Raw genomic sequence first — 15,207 nt, forward strand, 5'->3', positions numbered from 1 at the left:
TTGTTGTTCCCCCTAGGTGTCATTGATTATCGTCTAAACAAAAGGGCGCTCTTTTAAATGTTACTCTTTAAGTAAATCAATCACTCTCCCCCGCATATAATCATAGGCATCCTTGTCGTTTTTCTTCGCATAGAAGCGAAGGCCATCAATCCCTTTAAAGAGCAAATAGCAGTGTAACCGCTCTTCAAAATAAGGAATGTCTTTTCCGCCTTCGATCCACGATTTTCTTACTCGCTGCGGAAATTCTAGCTGTGGCGCCCAGAAATGCAAACCAGCAAGATCAAACATAAAATCACCATACATTGCCATTTCCCAATCGACTATGCCTGTCACTCTCTGTCCATCAGAGAGCATATTGCCTAGATGAAAGTCGCCATGAACAAGATGGGGCTCAGAAGGAGAATAGTCAGCTAGGGCCATCATTTTGTCAAAGCCTTCCGTAAATAAAGTTTCCTCTAAAAAGCTATCAGCATACAATCGCGTCCAATTGTGATGGAAACCTTCTTGGGCTGGATCAAAAAAATGAACCAAGGTTTCCTGCCAATTCCTTTGACCAGTTTCTTGGTTTGCTGTGATTGTTCCAAAACCAACAGCCGGATCAATTGGAATTTGACTCATATATGTAAAATGAATGGCCAATTGATTTAAAATCGCCTCTACTTTATTTTCTTCATCCCAATCACTTGTTGGTTTACCCGCTGCCTTTTCGCTGATGGCATAATACATATCTGGCAGACTTCCAATTTTGACCACTTTCGGAATAGGAAGGGAGGGGGAAGAGTATTTTTCATATATATATTTTGCTTTATCGAACGATTCTCGATCATTTTTAAAATGAATCACATATTCTTTTTGTAGATGGCTGAAGCTAAATACTCGACTAAGCTCTCCCATCTCAATGGCCGCCACATTGGAAACTGGTTCTTTAAAAAGATCATTTAGTTTGCTGGTTGCCTCATAAACATCCATATGTAATTTGAAAGACTGCATTTTAAGGCTCCTTCCATATTAAGTTTTTGTTGCCATTTATAGGGTTTTCATTTAGAATGATAACTAGTTCTTTATTAAGAACGGATAAATAAGATATCTATAGAAAGAAGGCAAACCTCCCTTTTAGTAATATCATGCAAACAATACCCGTGATCAGATACATACCACGGATATTGTTCACGGTTACTTTCCTACAATTCCTATTCCAAATTGCGTTTTTGTTGCAATAATTGTTGGAATTCCTCTTCTAATTCTGACGAAGGTTCAATACTCAGTCGACTCAGGACATCGGTTATTTTCGTTTCGAGTAAAAGTCGCTTATCTTCTAATGCATCTCGCTCCGTTTTTACACTAGCTTGTTCATATTCCTTATAACTTCCATCAAAAACTTGTAATTCCTGCTTTTCGATCGCTAAAATTCGATTGGCTATCGATTCAATAAAACGACGATCATGGGAAACGAAGACGACTGTGCCCGCGTATTCCTGAAGCAAAGATTCTAATGCCTCCACGGCCTGAATATCAAGGAAGTTTGTCGGTTCATCCATGAAAATTGTGTTAATATCACTCACAAATATTTTGGCGAAGGCGACTTTCACACGCTCTCCACCACTTAAGACGGACACTTTTTTATACACATCCTCACGAAAAAAGTGCAATCTTGCAAGCACGGTTCGAATAAGGCTTTCCTCTTGCTTGGATGTCGAGCGAACATTTTCTAAAATCGATTGATTGACATCTAGTACGTCCAAGTTTTGGCTGAAATAGCCGACTTTAACAGAAGGGGAGAAGCGGATGCCTTCCTCTTGCCGGATCATTTTTTTAACGAGTGTCGTTTTTCCACTGCCGTTTGGCCCGATTATCGCTAGCTTATCTCCGCCCTTAACATGAAAACTGGCTTTTTTCCAAAGAGTTCGCTCACCGACTTTCCCTATGACATCCTCTACTCTTAGAATGATCCGACCTTTGAACGTTTCTTCATTTGGTAAATTCATTTTGATTGCCGGTGTTTCCTTCGCCTTTTCAACCTTTTCTAACTTTTCTAGACGGGTTTCAATTGCCTTAGCTGCTTGGCGGAGCTTTTTTTGCTTATTGGCGAAATACGGCTTTGCCCCTTTAATCCTAGCTTCGGAAGCACTTAAGTTCTTCGGGGCTTTTGTGGCACGAGCTGCTTTCTGTTCTTTTAATACAAGTGCTTCCTCTAATTGTTGCTTCTTTCGCTCATATTGCTCATAAGCGCTTTCCTGTTGCCTTCGTTCTAATTCTTTTTGTGTGACATAATCAGAATAATTTCCTGTGTACTCTTTGATTTGCCCTTCTTCTAATTCCCAAATGGTCGTACAAAGAGCATCAAGGAATTCGCGATCATGCGACACAAGAATGAAGGCCCCTGACCATCTCTGTAATTGCCTTTCAAGTTTTTCGATATGATCCGTATCTAAATTTGTAGTCGGTTCATCAGCAAACAAAAGGTCAGGCTTCTTGGCCAACGCTTGATTGATATAATCCTGTGTCACTTCACCGCCACTCTTGGTTGTATTCGTCTTTTTTAATTGAGGAAGGAGTTCACAATAGCCATAACAGTGAATTTTCCCGGATTCTGGCTGCCTCACTTGCGCTAACAGCTCTAATAAGGTTGTTTTTCCACTTCCATTTTTCCCGACCAAGCCAATTCGGTGTTTTTCCTGAATTTGCAAATGTTCAATTTCTAATAATAGACGATCCTTCACATAATACTTTAGCTCGATTGCTTCTAATAACACGATCAAATCATCTCCACATTTTGAGATTAGGAGACAAAAAAGCCCCCTATTATAGTCAGAATAGGAGGCATACGGGCAACACAAAAAGAGACACGAATCCCCTTTTGCCCAATAAGTAAAACCAATCCTATTCTGAAAAGCCCGTTCGAAGACATGTGAAAGAGGACAGATAAACATCTGTTCTTTATCACGTTTCGCTCGATTGTTTTCAAAAAATAGGATTAGTTCTTCATCTAATTGGGTCACCCTTCCGTTTTTAGTTACTGTCACTGTAGCAGTTAGAGATTGAAAAGTCAATATTTAATTTACAAAGGGGTATTGTTGGAAATTAAAGAATAGGATAGTCTAAAGAAAGTTCTTAATGAGGATGGTTCATATGATTAAAAAAGTGCTTATTTGTTTGGTCATTATTGTGCTTGGAATGACGGCTTATTTTTTCTGGCGAACTTGGCAGGGACAATCTACTCCTGGTGTAAGGTCACAAAAGGATTTGACAGATCAACTGAACGCCATGGATATACGTGAAAAAATTGGCCAAATGATTTTTGCGGGTCCTGATGGGACAGAGATGGACGAGGGGACAAAAAAGCTGATTCAGCATCATCAAGTTGGCGGCTTCATCTTTTTCGCAGCTAATCTGCAAAACACGGAACAATTGACGACCTTATTAAATGACATAAAGAAGAAAAATGCAACAAATTCCATTCCACTTTTCCTAGGGGTGGATCAAGAAGGAGGACGGATATCTAGATTTCCGGAAGAAGTTTTGAAATTGCCGACGAATGAAGAGATTGGGATTATAAATAACCCAGCCTTTTCCTTTGAAGTGGGGCAGATACTTGGGAAGCAGGTTAAAGCATTCGGATTTAACCTGGACTTCGCCCCTGTACTGGATGTAAATAGTAATCCAGATAATCCTGTGATTAATGATCGTTCGTTTGGTCCCGACCCTCAGCTTGTCAGCCGCTTGGGGATCGAAACGATGAAAGGAATCCAGTCACAACAAATCATGTCTGTGATCAAGCATTTTCCCGGACATGGGGATACAATCGTGGATTCTCATTTAGATTTACCTGTGATTGGCAAATCCACCGAAGAATTGGAGCAGCTTGAACTGATTCCGTTCCAAGAGGCGATTGATAAGGGAGCCGATATGGTCATGGTCGCCCATATTTTACTACCGGAGATAGATCCAACCTATCCATCATCTATGTCCGAAACGGTGATCACTGACATGTTAAGGAAACAGTTGGGTTTTAATGGTGTTGTGGTGACCGATGACATGACGATGAAGGCCATTACCAATCATTATGATATCGGGGAAGCAGCCGTCCAATCTGTCAAGGCAGGAAGTGATATCATTTTAATTGCTCACGAATATGATAATGCCACAGCCGCGATTGATGCACTCGTTCACGCGGTGGAAGCAGGAGAATTGAGTGAAAAGAGAATCGATGAAAGTGTGCTCCGGATTTTGGAACTAAAAAAGAGATATGGGATTCAAGATCACCCTGTTCAAGAAGTGAATGTAAAGGCTCTGAATCAATCAATAGAGGAAATCATGGAAAAGTATAAATAATGAGTGAAGCTGGGGTGAGTGAGTCCCCAGCTTCGCTTTGTTGTCAGATTTTTAATAGATCATCGTTTAGCTTTTTCGCTTCATTCCGGAAATAGAGATAAAATCCAATCCATATGCCAGTATAAATGAGAAGGAATAGTCCGGCAAACAATAGAACGCTTTTTAAAGTAAAAGGGATCCAGCCAATACTAAAGGATAAAATAAAGTATAGAATCGCAACTGAGACGAAATGTAAGCCGGTTTGCTGTGGTAATTTTAGTGTTTTAATCTCAAAGAGAAGAGGGGTGACAGAGAAAAACCATCCACAGAAAAGACAGGCAAGGGAATTTTTAAGAAAAAGTTGACCATCTAACAGATCTGATCCTTTAAAATAAATGATATTGGTGATTAGGACAGCTATGAAGGCGCCGAATAAAATCCCAATGATGCTTTGGAATAAAAATTTCTTCATCTGTTTTTCCTCCTATTCATTTTCAATGATTCTTTAATGTTTTTAACATAGTGCCTTGTCACGTACTCTTTGGCACCAGATTTGAAATGGACACAGAGTGTTCCATTGAAAGAGGGTTCGAATCGATTCAATTCATGCAAATTGGCGATCACTGATTTGGACAAACGTACAAATTTTGTAGATGGAAGCATTTCTTCCAACTCATATAACTTTTCTTTCAATTTAAAGGATCCCGCTGATGTCACGGCGACAACGGTTTCCGCCTCTGTATGGAAATAATGAATGTCTTGAGGCTTTAAAATATGTTGCATCTCGCCATCTTTCCCAATAATGAATTCTGTTTCCTTCCCTTTTAAAAAATCTAAGATTTCTTGGACGGAATCATCGAGTTCTTTGCAATGAATGGTCACCTTTGTTTGTTCATGATCTTGATCGATGTCTAGGGATATCTTCATCTAAATCGTCCTCCACCATTTTTCTTCTCCCTATTATACGGGTTTTTTCTTTATTTGAATGATAAAGTAAGAAATAATGACAAGAATAAGAATATAGCCAATCGATAAAAAGGTATCTGTATGAAAATGAACTTGGTTATTCCAAATATCAATAAATAAATGATTCATGTGATATAGGGGATTTAGATGAGCGATGATTTGAATAAACTTAGGCATCATCTGAATTGGTAAAGCGAAATCTCCAGTAAACATGACAACTTGAAAGAGCACAATTGAAAAAATTAAGGCATTTTTCATATCTTGGAATAAGGAATAGACAGCAGATGCGATTATGAGTAAGATGGCATTTAATAGAATGAAAAAGATGTATGAAACGAGAAATCCAAGAAAATGAAAGGGGACATCATAGATCAAAATTCCAAGTAACTGAATCATAAAATAACCAAAACTAGTAATGATCGTTGATTTTAAAATGCTAGAAACCAATAATACTTTCTTGGGAACAGGTGAAAGTAGTACCCTTTTTTCGACCCCGCTTGAGCGGTTCAGCACTTGTTCAAATCCAAAGGCCAGGAAAATGACCGAAAATGTAATAAGTAAAATAAAAGAAGGTGTATATGTTTCAGCATAGCTTAAACCGCCAGCATACGAATTTTCTCCAAATAATTGCCCCATAAAGACATACGTAACAGGTGGAATTATAAGGGAGAAGACTAAGTAAAAAATTTCTCTTGAAAACATCATTAAGTCATAACGTAATTGTGTGAGTAACATGAACGTTCCCTCCGATTTTATATTTTGAGATTACACGGTTTCATAAACATTTTGTAAATAAAAATCGTTAATCGATGAGTAGCCAAGTGCTAGAATATTCTCAGGAGTAGTAAAAATCTCCGCTTTCCCATCATTGATCAGCAAGACTTTATCACAGTACGTCTCCACTTCATCCATATAATGGGTGGTAAGAATGACCGTTGCACCTGTTTTCCGATTATATTCGGTAATATAGGCCCAAAGGGTATTCCGCATATGTGGATCCAGGCCTGTTGTTGGTTCATCCAAAATAATCAATTTTGGCTTAGACAAAAAGGCGATAGCTAAACTAACCTTTTGTTTCCAACCACCCGATAATTTTTCGAAATACGTTTTCTTATGGGATTCTAGCTTGAAATCTTTCATAATTTGTTTGATGTCAATATCGGATCGATAATACGCTTTGAAAAGACGAAGTAACTCTTCTACCTTAAGATTTTTATAAAATTGGGTTGGTTGTAAGACGGCTGAGATATTGGCCCTTATAGCCTGTTGCTGTTGTTCCGAAAGTTTTTGTAAGTCTTGGTCAAATACGGCTACTTCGCCTTTGTCATAACTTTTGAGTGTCATGATAATTTCAAGAAATGTCGACTTTCCCGCCCCGTTTTTTCCGATGACTCCAATAATTTCTCTTTGATTGGCTTGAAAATGAAGCCCTCGTAGTACAGACTTCCCTTTATATGATTTGTGCAAGTTTTGAACCTTGATCATCATCCTTGACCTCCATGTCATTGCTATTTGTTATTTACATCATATATATAATCTTTATTTCCGTCTTTTGAATAAAGGTAAGATGTCTTTTAAGATCGGTCACATGCAAGAAAGGGATCGTGTCCTGCATGACTCTTTGCAAAAAGGAGCATCCTATAAGCATAATGAAAAAGTTCGGTATAGACGTTTGTCCCTCAGCCTATTTAGTTGTCAAACAGCGAAGGGTAAAACAGCAGTCCCGCCATCCCTTATTTGATAACGTTTCTCAATTACATTATAATAGAATAAGAATTGGACTGTTTGTACAGCAGGTTATAGCTTTTAGGGAGAGGATTAGAATTGCGAAAAGAGAATGACCCGAATGAAAAAAAGAATATTGAAGTTTGGGAAGATCTAGTGAATTTGAAAGAACTGATTCTTTCACTAGCGATTTGTAGTGTGACGACTTTAAGTGCTTATTTCTTGGCTCCTGCGGAACCCCCAAAACCGTTGTTTTTCGGCCTTGCCGGTGCTATAGTCGGTTTTATCATTAGCAGTATGATTGTGAAACCAAAGAGAACGTTTGAAATGATTGAGGATGAGGATTAAAATATGGATGTCAATTTAATATTACAAATGATTATGGCGGCTGTTTTAGCAGCGATTATATATACAATAATTGGGATTGCTCCGGGGACGGATGAAACAGCGACAATTGCTCCTGTTATACTTGCGCTCGTATTAATGGGAATCCAACCAATTGTCGTTTTGACCTTTTTCATGTCTGCGATTGTGGCTAATAAATTAACAGACTCTGTTCCCGTTGCGGTGGCGGGTGTACCCGGCGGAGTTATGGCCGCCCCCATGGTCGAACATGCCGTTACGTTAAAGAAGTATGGAAAGCCAGATGTTAGTATTCGCAAGATGGCCTCAGGTTCAGTGATTGGAACATTTGTGGCTGTGCCTGTAAGTCTCCTCCTCGCTAACGCTTTAATTCCATTATCTGATGTAATTAAAGAATATGCAGATCCACTTTTCTTCATCGGAGCCGTCATTCTTGCGCTTATGAGTAAGAACAGATGGATTGCATTGGTATCGATTATTCCATTTGCAATTCTTATTCAGTCTTTACGACATTTATATTGGGGGCTTGGAACAGTTCCGGAAGATACGAATGTATTTGTCTCCTTCTTTCTAGGCATTACGATTGGGCCTGTTATTTTAACCCTTTTTGAACTACTTAATAATGACAAAAGGGATCGCTTAGAACGTTTTGGTCTTAAATCGATTGTGCTCCGTAAAAGAAAAAAGACAAAAGAGTTTCCCAATCCATTTAAGATTTTGACGAAGTCAGAAATTGGGACAAGCGCATTGGCTTCTTTTATTGGCTCGATCACGTTCATTATGAGTCCAGTAGGGATGACAAGTTTGCTTGGTGAACTATTTTCCAGTCGGATCAAAGACCCGGTCAAAAAAGCGTCACGCGCAATATCTTCTATGGACGCTCTCACAAACGCCACCTATATTGCTGGTACTTTGATTCCGTTAATTGCGTTAGGGATTCCTTTATCACCTGTCGCAATCGGACCTGGGAATGCCTTGTTTAATGCACCGCCGGTTTTTAATTTAGATCATAATTTACATCACATATTAAGCACAGCGGATTTTATTTGGGCAACGATTATTGGCGCCGTTGTAGCTTTGGGGATGACCTACTTTGTTGTAGTGAAATATTCTCAGGAAATCTGTGCGTTTGTGTTTAAATGGGTGCCACATGAAGCGATTTTAGGATTGTTTTTTGGGCTTGTGTTATTATTGTCCTATATGGACGGTGGCTGGCTTAATATTGGTGGAGTCTTCTTAATTGGCCTTGTTTCAGGCTTCCTTCACCGTTTAGGTATTCACTATGGGGTACAATTTATGGTTTTATATGCCGCGCCATGGCTAATATCTAAAATCGCCGGTTTCTAGGCTGTGAGTACATCCCAGTCAACGATAAGGAGAGGGAACAGATGATGACAATACAACAGAAGACAGCGATCGGCCGTGCTCATAGTAAAATTATTTTAATCGGTGAGCACGCCGTAGTATATGGAAAACCCGCCATTGCCCTTCCGTTCCCATCGCTTGAAGTCGTTTCAAGCGTGAAGGAAATATCCGGCGATCTTTTTCTGTCTTGTCGTTATTTTGTAGGGAAGCTAGAAGAAGCACCAAGGGATTTAAAAGGAATCACTGCATGCATTACCGAGACTTTGAAAAATTTAAAACAGCCTGCAGAGGGCTTGCACATTCAGATTGACTCCTCCGTCCCGATCGGTCGGGGATTAGGATCGAGTGCATCAAGTGCCATCGCTGTTGTGAAAAGCTTATATCAATACTTTGAACAAAAACTCTCGAAAACAAAGCTGTTAGAGTTAGTCCATATTTCTGAAACCTTTGCCCACGGTAATCCGAGTGGCATTGACATGGTTGCGGCATCAAGTGATCAACCATTATGGTTTGAAAAAGATGGAGCGATACACCCTGTTGACATCAAGTTACCCCTACATCTTGTCGTAGCGGATACAGGGCGTATCGGTGGGACTTTGGAAGCCGTTGAATCCATTCGTAAAAATAGCCTCATTTCTCCAAATAAAGTTAAACATTCAATCGATCTATTAGGTGATTATACGTTGCGGACAAAAGCAGCTTTAGCGGAGGGAAATTCACTTTTTGTAGGGAAAATGATGGATGCTGCTCATAGTGAATTAAAGAAATTAGGAGTAAGTGATACAGAATTAGACCATTTAGTGCAAGTCGCAAAAGAATGGGGTGCCCTTGGAGCTAAATTGACTGGCGGAGGAAAGGGCGGTTGTATGATTGCACTCGCTTCGAGTCTTGAACATGCTAAAAATTTAGCGGAAGGATTATTACAGAACGGGGCAGCACAAACTTGGTCTTATATTATTGATTAAGTTTTTAGGTGGGGTCTTATTGCCCGTTAATACAGGATAAATAGGAGTGTTAGGATGAGGGCCACAGCTAAAGCAAATACAAATATTGCTTTAATTAAATATTGGGGAAAAAGAGATGAACAGCTTTTCCTTCCAATGAATAGCAATTTATCCATCACATTAGATCAATTTTCTACGACCACAACCGTACACATTCATACAGATCGAAAAGAAGATGTTTTTCTTCTCAATGGCCAACAAGAAGGAGCAGAAGAAACACGTAAAATTAGCCGTTTTTTAGATATCATCCGGAAGCAAACGGGAGGACAATGGGCTGCGACAGTGGATTCTATAAACCATGTGCCGACAGCAGCAGGATTTGCATCTTCTGCTTCCGGCTTTGCGGCTTTAGCGGCAGCCGCTACAAAGGCAGTCGGCCTTGAGTTAAGTGAGCCTCAACTGTCTGTATTAGCCCGCCAAGGATCTGGATCAGCATGTCGTTCGATCTATGGTGGATTTGTGGAATGGAAAAAAGGTGAAAGAAAGGACGGGCTTGATTCCCATGCCGTTCCCATTCTGGAGCAAAATGAATGGGATCTTTCTATTTTGTCCGTCTTGGTTGAATCAAAGCGAAAGAAAGTATTAAGTCGTGAAGGGATGAAGAGAACGGTCGAAACGTCCCCTTTTTATACAGGTTGGCTTGAAGCGGTTGAAAAAGATATGCAACTAGCCAAAGAAGCTATTTTTCAACGAGACTTTGAAAGGTTAGGAATGGTTTTGGAGAGCAATGCAATGAAAATGCATGCGACAACTTTAGGGGCAAATCCTCCATTCATGTATTGGCAAAGTGCCACCTTTGATGTGATGGAGCAGGTCCAGGAGTTGCGAATGCAAGGCATTCAAGCCTATTTTACGATTGATGCTGGTCCAAATGTAAAAGTATTATGTGAACCTCATAATGAAGAAAAGGTGTGCCAGGTCTTAAAATCTCTCCCAACTGTGCAAGATGTGTTTATTTGTCATCCCGGAAATGGGGTAAGTTATCTTTAAAAGTAGGTGTACGATGAAAGGGGGGAGAAAGTGTCTGATGCAATCGAAGTGAGAGTACCCGGGAAACTTTTTGTCGCTGGCGAATATGCCGTAACAGAACCAGGACAACCGGCCATTGTCATTGCAGTGGATCGTTACATAACAGCCACTATACAGAAAAGTGATCAAAACGAAATTTATCTTCCGCAATGGGGAATCGAAAAAATGGCTTGGGAAGAAGAGGAACATAAGTACCTTTGGGAATCGAATCCAAAGTTTGCCTTTATCCGAGCGGCTATTTTGATTTGGGATCGATATCTTCACGAACAGAATAGAACATCTCTCCCATTTACATTAACCATCACAAGCGAATTAGATGATCCATCAGGAAGGAAGTATGGACTTGGCTCTAGTGCGGCAGTCGTCGTGGCTGTGGTCACTTCTTTATGGGCGCTACACGGGTTTGAATTAAATGCTTCCTCTAAACGCGTTATTTTCAAACTGGCAGCAATGGCTCATTATCAAACGCAGGGAAATGGATCATGTGCGGATATTGCCGCTGCAACCTTTGGGAATTGGCTGTCCTATTCTACCTTTGATCCTGATTGGTTGCTGAAACAGATTAAAACAGGGGTATCGATTACTGCTTTAATCGAAGCAGTTTGGCCAGGGCTTACCATTCAAGAAGTCACTCCTCCACCATCCTTGCAGCTCTGTGTAGGTTGGACAGGCCAGGCAGCAGCAACGGGCCCAATGGTTCGCAAGGTGCACCAATTAAAAGATAAAGATCCAGTTTATTACCAATCTTTTTTACAGCAAAGTCAAGAGGCGGTTCAAAGTATATTGACGGGATTTGCAGCGAATAATTGCCAAATGGCTATACAATCATTAAGAAAAAATCGCCAAGCGTTATTACTCTTAGATCAAGAGGCGAAGGCTGGGATTGAAACAAAGGAAATAAAAACCTTGATTAAAGTAGCTGATGAGTATGGGAGTGGCAAATCTTCTGGCGCTGGTGGCGGGGATTGTGGTATTGCGTTTGTAAAAGGCGAGCAAGCGGCCAAGGAATTGCGTGAGAAATGGGAGAAGCAGCAGATCCTTCCGTTACCCCTGCAGGTCTCCACTCTTGGGGCTCATGTTAAATAGGATATGTAAGTTTTTATACTGAATAGAAAGAAGGTGTCATCATGTCTGATTCGATTCATAAAAGAAAATCGGAACATATTGAGATTACACTAAATGAAAAAGTAACAGGCGATCATATATCAACTGGTTTTGAAAAAATTTCCTTTATCCATAATGCTTTACCGGAAATAGACTTTGCAGAAATCAATTTAAAAACGGATTTTTTAGATCATGCATTAAAAACTCCCTTCTTGATTAGCTCGATGACAGGGGGAGCGGCTTTAGCAGAATCGATTAATCGTCATTTAGCGGAAGCCGCTGAACAACGAGGGTGGACATTAGCTCTTGGTTCCACACGTGCTTTAATCGAAAGTAAGGAGCACCGTTCTTCTTTTCAAGTGAGAAAATATGCACCCTATGTCCCGATTATTACGAACCTTGGGGCCGTGCAATTGAATTACGGATTTGGGATAGAAGAATGTAAGCAAATTATTGAGATTACGGATGCGAATATGCTTGTTCTGCATTTAAATAGTATTCAGGAAGTTATCCAGCAAGAAGGAAATACAAATTTCAAAAGCTTGCTAGGGAAAATAGAAGAGCTTTGTGAGAAGCTAGATGTTCCTGTTGGCGTTAAGGAAGTAGGCTGGGGGATTGATGGAACGATAGCCAAAAAGCTGACTGATGTGGGAATCGCCTTTATTGATGTAGCCGGAGCTGGCGGTACTTCTTGGAGTCAGGTCGAGAAATTCCGGGCGAAAGATAAAGTGAAAGCTGAGGCGGCAGAGGCCTTTAGTGAATGGGGGATCCCAACGGCTGAGTGCGTAATGTCCGTAGCCAAGCAGATTGAGAAACAACCGATTGTGGCTAGTGGTGGGATGAGGACAGGCTTAGACGCAGCCAAAGCCATTGCCATTGGCGCAGATATGGTTGGATTTGGACGGTCCATTCTAAAAGAAGCAACGCAATCGACGGAAGACGTTATGCGTGTAATGGAAACGCGAGAATTGGAATTAAAGATGGCCATGTTCGGAATCGGTTGTTCATCTTTAGAAGAGTTAAAACAGACAGATAGAGTGCAGATATAAGGATCAAATGAATGAACAAAGGATAAACGGCTAAAGGCGCCGCTTTCGCATGCCTTCGCCGTCTTGACCAACGTCCTATTGGCCTGAATTCGTGACAACAATCGCCACGCTTTGTGACAAACGTCCTGCAGGTCTAATGAAAAAGGGGTCATCTAGGGGCCCTTTTTTCTATAAAGTAGAATATAATGAAGCCAGACATCCATTTTAAACTATATTTCCTGAATACCTCCTTCTGTTTGAATAATCTATCATAAACAAAATAGCAGATATTAAAAACGGAATAACCAAATAACTAAGACGATAGAAAATCAGTAACACAAGAACATTTTCATCTAGAATCCCATAGCTTTCCATTCCCCATAGAAAGACCACATCAAAGGAACCGATCCCACCAGGAATCATACTTAAATTTCCCGCACAGGATGCGACAATAAAGATCGGCAGTAATTGAAAAAAGCCAATCGGAATATGAAGGGAAAAAGTAATCAACCAAATGATCACGATGATCGCGGACCATTCTAAAATAGAGGAGAGAACAAGCTGAATTCCGGTCGTTTTATTTATCAGAGAAGGCTTCCCTTGTTTTCGCTGAAAAAGATGAAAGCCAATCATAATGGGAAGGTAAAGCCCCATCGCCAACACAATGAAAACAGAAAAAGGTGTTTCCGAGAATAGAGGGAAATGACGATACCCAACCAAGGCAACCCAGGCCAAGACGGACATTCCTGTTAAGGAAAATAAGGTGACAGAGGTCACGTTTTTTAAAAAATTTAACTTATTTCTTTTATAAGGAGAATAATAAAAACTTCTCAGCATCAAGCCCGCAATTCCTCCAAAGCCAATAAAATTAGAAATGGAATTCACTATAAAGGACTGTTTCATGGTCGTTAGGATGGATCGTCTAACGTTCAATGCCCTCAAGAGAATTATATCGTATAAAAACATGGGGGAAATGGCTATCATGGCCGCAATAAATAGAAAGAGAATCATATAATCATTCATATTTCTGATTTGATTGCTTAACAGATGAAAATCTGTGCTTCTCACAATTTCACCTAGTTCCGTCCCTGCTAAGATCAATAGCACCAATGGAAATATAATTTTGACGAATTGTAGTAGCTTATCCTTCAAACAAAGCACCCCATGACATTCTTAGTTGCAAAATATACTTTATTATAACACGCTTCTAACCTCTTCAGAATTCATTTTGTCGAATTGGGTTAATTATCAAAGTTTAAAAAGTTTATAGAGGCTGGAGGTGTATCCTACTACGATTTAATGGAAAAAACCACTTAAAGAACCCTGAATACGGCTTCAGGGTTCTTCTTTATAAATTCTATCTCCTGTTTCGGGGTGAAAATAAACGACCATTTTTTTCTTAGTCGTAGGATCGATAAAAACTTCCTTTGTTCGGATATATCCCTCAGGTATAGTTTGATCTGGTTGCTTTTTATAGCGGCGATCCCAAACAAACCATGACCCGATGGCCAAAACGATAAGAGCAATCATGCTTAAACCGTAGAAGCTAAGCACCACGGCCATCTTCTCTATACCTCTTCTGCGATAACAGCTGTTCCGTATGCGACAATTTCACTCATGTTCTGGCCGATTTCCCCTGAGTCAAAGCGCACCATAATAATCGCATTGGCACCCATCGCCTTAGCATTTTCAACCATCCGGTCTAGCGCTTGTTTTCGAGCATCCTCTAGCATTTCTGTGTATTCGCTAATTTCTCCGCCAACTAAGCCTTTCAAAGAAGCAAATATATCCTTTCCAACCCCACGTGCTCGAACAGTTAATCCAAATACAGGTCCTTTCACTTCAGTTACTTTGTGATTCGCGATTTGTTCAGTTGTGACAACAATCATATTCCACTCTCCTCCCATTTGTCATCTGTCAAACTTGCTCTCTATTACTTATAATTAAGCACTTATCCCATCTACGTTTAAAAGAGGGAGATGGTTTCGTTTAAAATGGTTTTACTTTAAACAACGCCATAAAGTGTCTAATTGTCCAGGTCTATTATCACAGGAATAGAGCGGCATATCCGTTTCCCCTATTACTTTATTCGTTAATTTATAGTAAAAAAGATAGGAATTTGAAAAAGAAACTAAAGGATGAACTTGAAAGTGCTATGATTGAACGCGTGTTTAACGTAAACATTGGTAGTGTCAAAAATTCTATGAAAACAAAAGCCTAAAGTAGCTCTAAGGTCTAAATGTGGTGGTAAGCTGCCGCAATCGCTCTTGACAAACACGCCAATGGTTTGAATTCAGGCTAACAAGGGCGAA

The 15,207-nt window shown here is 40.0% G+C and carries 16 protein-coding genes; 7 read left to right on the plus strand and 9 right to left on the minus strand.

All coding sequences use genetic code 11. The annotated features are described in order from the left end of the window. Nucleotides 1-60: 60 nt before the first annotated feature. Both KI363_RS12510 and KI363_RS12515 read right to left on the minus strand, forming a co-directional pair. Nucleotides 61-990 carry an aminoglycoside phosphotransferase family protein gene (locus tag KI363_RS12510; protein WP_158321306.1) on the minus strand — a complete coding sequence of 310 codons (930 nt, stop codon included), beginning with the start codon at nucleotides 988-990 and terminating at the stop codon, nucleotides 61-63. A gap of 200 nt (nucleotides 991-1,190) precedes the next feature. After that, nucleotides 1,191-2,756, minus strand: a complete 1,566-nt coding sequence (locus KI363_RS12515) for a Vga family ABC-F type ribosomal protection protein (protein ID WP_212966507.1) — start codon at nucleotides 2,754-2,756, stop codon at nucleotides 1,191-1,193. Between the two features lie 373 nt (nucleotides 2,757-3,129). Here KI363_RS12515 and nagZ point away from each other — a divergent pair, with 373 nt between their 5' ends. Next, on the plus strand, nucleotides 3,130-4,332 hold the full coding sequence (gene nagZ, locus KI363_RS12520) for a beta-N-acetylhexosaminidase (protein WP_246516854.1): 1,203 nt from the start codon (nucleotides 3,130-3,132) through the stop codon (nucleotides 4,330-4,332). Nucleotides 4,333-4,375: 43 nt separating this feature from the next. Here the strand turns inward: nagZ and KI363_RS12525 are convergent, their stop codons facing one another. The 4 genes from KI363_RS12525 to KI363_RS12540 are packed head-to-tail and all read right to left on the minus strand — an operon-like array spanning nucleotide 4,376 to nucleotide 6,765. Continuing rightward, a complete protein-coding gene (locus tag KI363_RS12525; protein WP_158321304.1) occupies nucleotides 4,376-4,783 on the minus strand; it encodes a DUF3021 domain-containing protein in 408 nt (135 codons plus the stop codon). Next, nucleotides 4,780-5,238, minus strand: coding sequence for a LytTR family DNA-binding domain-containing protein (locus KI363_RS12530; protein ID WP_158321303.1), 459 nt, complete (start codon nucleotides 5,236-5,238; stop codon nucleotides 4,780-4,782). The genes KI363_RS12525 and KI363_RS12530 overlap by 4 nt, the downstream gene beginning before the upstream one ends. Before the next feature lie 33 nt (nucleotides 5,239-5,271). After that, nucleotides 5,272-6,012 carry an ABC transporter permease gene (locus tag KI363_RS12535; protein WP_158321302.1) on the minus strand — a complete coding sequence of 247 codons (741 nt, stop codon included), beginning with the start codon at nucleotides 6,010-6,012 and terminating at the stop codon, nucleotides 5,272-5,274. Nucleotides 6,013-6,042: 30 nt separating this feature from the next. Next, complete coding sequence (locus tag KI363_RS12540) at nucleotides 6,043-6,765, minus strand: ABC transporter ATP-binding protein (RefSeq protein ID WP_158321301.1); 723 nt, start codon at nucleotides 6,763-6,765, stop codon at nucleotides 6,043-6,045. A 336-nt stretch (nucleotides 6,766-7,101) separates the two neighbouring features. Between KI363_RS12540 and KI363_RS12545 the strand changes: the two genes are divergently transcribed. The 6 genes from KI363_RS12545 to fni are packed head-to-tail and all read left to right on the plus strand — an operon-like array spanning nucleotide 7,102 to nucleotide 12,916. After that, nucleotides 7,102-7,350: a hypothetical protein gene (locus KI363_RS12545; RefSeq protein ID WP_158321300.1), complete on the plus strand. Its 249-nt coding sequence runs from the start codon at nucleotides 7,102-7,104 to the stop codon at nucleotides 7,348-7,350. Between the two features lie 3 nt (nucleotides 7,351-7,353). Then, nucleotides 7,354-8,712 (plus strand): tripartite tricarboxylate transporter permease, encoded by a 1,359-nt coding sequence (locus tag KI363_RS12550; protein WP_212966496.1) that lies wholly within the window; start codon nucleotides 7,354-7,356, stop codon nucleotides 8,710-8,712. 41 nt (nucleotides 8,713-8,753) lie between these two features. Continuing rightward, complete coding sequence (gene mvk, locus KI363_RS12555; RefSeq protein WP_212966497.1) at nucleotides 8,754-9,695, plus strand: mevalonate kinase; 942 nt, start codon at nucleotides 8,754-8,756, stop codon at nucleotides 9,693-9,695. 54 nt (nucleotides 9,696-9,749) lie between these two features. Then, entirely contained in the window at nucleotides 9,750-10,724 is a 975-nt protein-coding gene (gene mvaD, locus KI363_RS12560; RefSeq protein ID WP_212966498.1) for a diphosphomevalonate decarboxylase, read from the plus strand. 30 nt (nucleotides 10,725-10,754) lie between these two features. Beyond that, nucleotides 10,755-11,849 (plus strand): phosphomevalonate kinase, encoded by a 1,095-nt coding sequence (locus KI363_RS12565; RefSeq protein ID WP_212966499.1) that lies wholly within the window; start codon nucleotides 10,755-10,757, stop codon nucleotides 11,847-11,849. 41 nt (nucleotides 11,850-11,890) lie between these two features. Beyond that, nucleotides 11,891-12,916 (plus strand): type 2 isopentenyl-diphosphate Delta-isomerase, encoded by a 1,026-nt coding sequence (gene fni / locus KI363_RS12570; RefSeq protein WP_212966500.1) that lies wholly within the window; start codon nucleotides 11,891-11,893, stop codon nucleotides 12,914-12,916. 204 nt (nucleotides 12,917-13,120) lie between these two features. On the opposite strand, the gene KI363_RS12575 is transcribed toward fni, so the two are convergent. The 3 genes from KI363_RS12575 to KI363_RS12585 all read right to left on the minus strand — a co-directional run bounded on the left by KI363_RS12575 (nucleotide 13,121) and on the right by KI363_RS12585 (nucleotide 14,784). Then, entirely contained in the window at nucleotides 13,121-14,047 is a 927-nt protein-coding gene (locus KI363_RS12575; RefSeq protein ID WP_212966501.1) for a lysylphosphatidylglycerol synthase domain-containing protein, read from the minus strand. 183 nt (nucleotides 14,048-14,230) lie between these two features. Continuing rightward, a complete protein-coding gene (locus tag KI363_RS12580; protein ID WP_158321293.1) occupies nucleotides 14,231-14,458 on the minus strand; it encodes a hypothetical protein in 228 nt (75 codons plus the stop codon). 5 nt (nucleotides 14,459-14,463) lie between these two features. Further along, nucleotides 14,464-14,784 (minus strand): YbjQ family protein, encoded by a 321-nt coding sequence (locus KI363_RS12585; protein WP_158321292.1) that lies wholly within the window; start codon nucleotides 14,782-14,784, stop codon nucleotides 14,464-14,466. Between the last annotated feature and the right edge of the window lie 423 nt (nucleotides 14,785-15,207).

Source organism: Lederbergia ruris (assembly GCF_018332955.1).
In the GTDB taxonomy this organism is placed as follows: Bacteria; Bacillota; Bacilli; order Bacillales; family Bacillaceae_C; genus Lederbergia; species Lederbergia ruris.

Bases quoted from the DNA above. Each gene is read 5' to 3' on its own strand.
- KI363_RS12510 (WP_158321306.1), bottom strand. From the start codon at position 990: ATGCAGTCTTTCAAATTACATATGGATGTTTATGAGGCAACCAGCAAA.
- nagZ (WP_246516854.1), top strand. From the start codon at position 3,130: ATGATTAAAAAAGTGCTTATTTGTTTGGTCATTATTGTGCTTGGAATG.
- KI363_RS12525 (WP_158321304.1), bottom strand. From the start codon at position 4,783: ATGAAGAAATTTTTATTCCAAAGCATCATTGGGATTTTATTCGGCGCC.
- KI363_RS12530 (WP_158321303.1), bottom strand. From the start codon at position 5,238: ATGAAGATATCCCTAGACATCGATCAAGATCATGAACAAACAAAGGTG.
- KI363_RS12535 (WP_158321302.1), bottom strand. From the start codon at position 6,012: ATGTTACTCACACAATTACGTTATGACTTAATGATGTTTTCAAGAGAA.
- KI363_RS12540 (WP_158321301.1), bottom strand. From the start codon at position 6,765: ATGATGATCAAGGTTCAAAACTTGCACAAATCATATAAAGGGAAGTCT.
- KI363_RS12550 (WP_212966496.1), top strand. From the start codon at position 7,354: ATGGATGTCAATTTAATATTACAAATGATTATGGCGGCTGTTTTAGCA.
- mvk (WP_212966497.1), top strand. From the start codon at position 8,754: ATGATGACAATACAACAGAAGACAGCGATCGGCCGTGCTCATAGTAAA.
- mvaD (WP_212966498.1), top strand. From the start codon at position 9,750: ATGAGGGCCACAGCTAAAGCAAATACAAATATTGCTTTAATTAAATAT.
- fni (WP_212966500.1), top strand. From the start codon at position 11,891: ATGTCTGATTCGATTCATAAAAGAAAATCGGAACATATTGAGATTACA.
- KI363_RS12580 (WP_158321293.1), bottom strand. From the start codon at position 14,458: ATGGCCGTGGTGCTTAGCTTCTACGGTTTAAGCATGATTGCTCTTATC.
- KI363_RS12585 (WP_158321292.1), bottom strand. From the start codon at position 14,784: ATGATTGTTGTCACAACTGAACAAATCGCGAATCACAAAGTAACTGAA.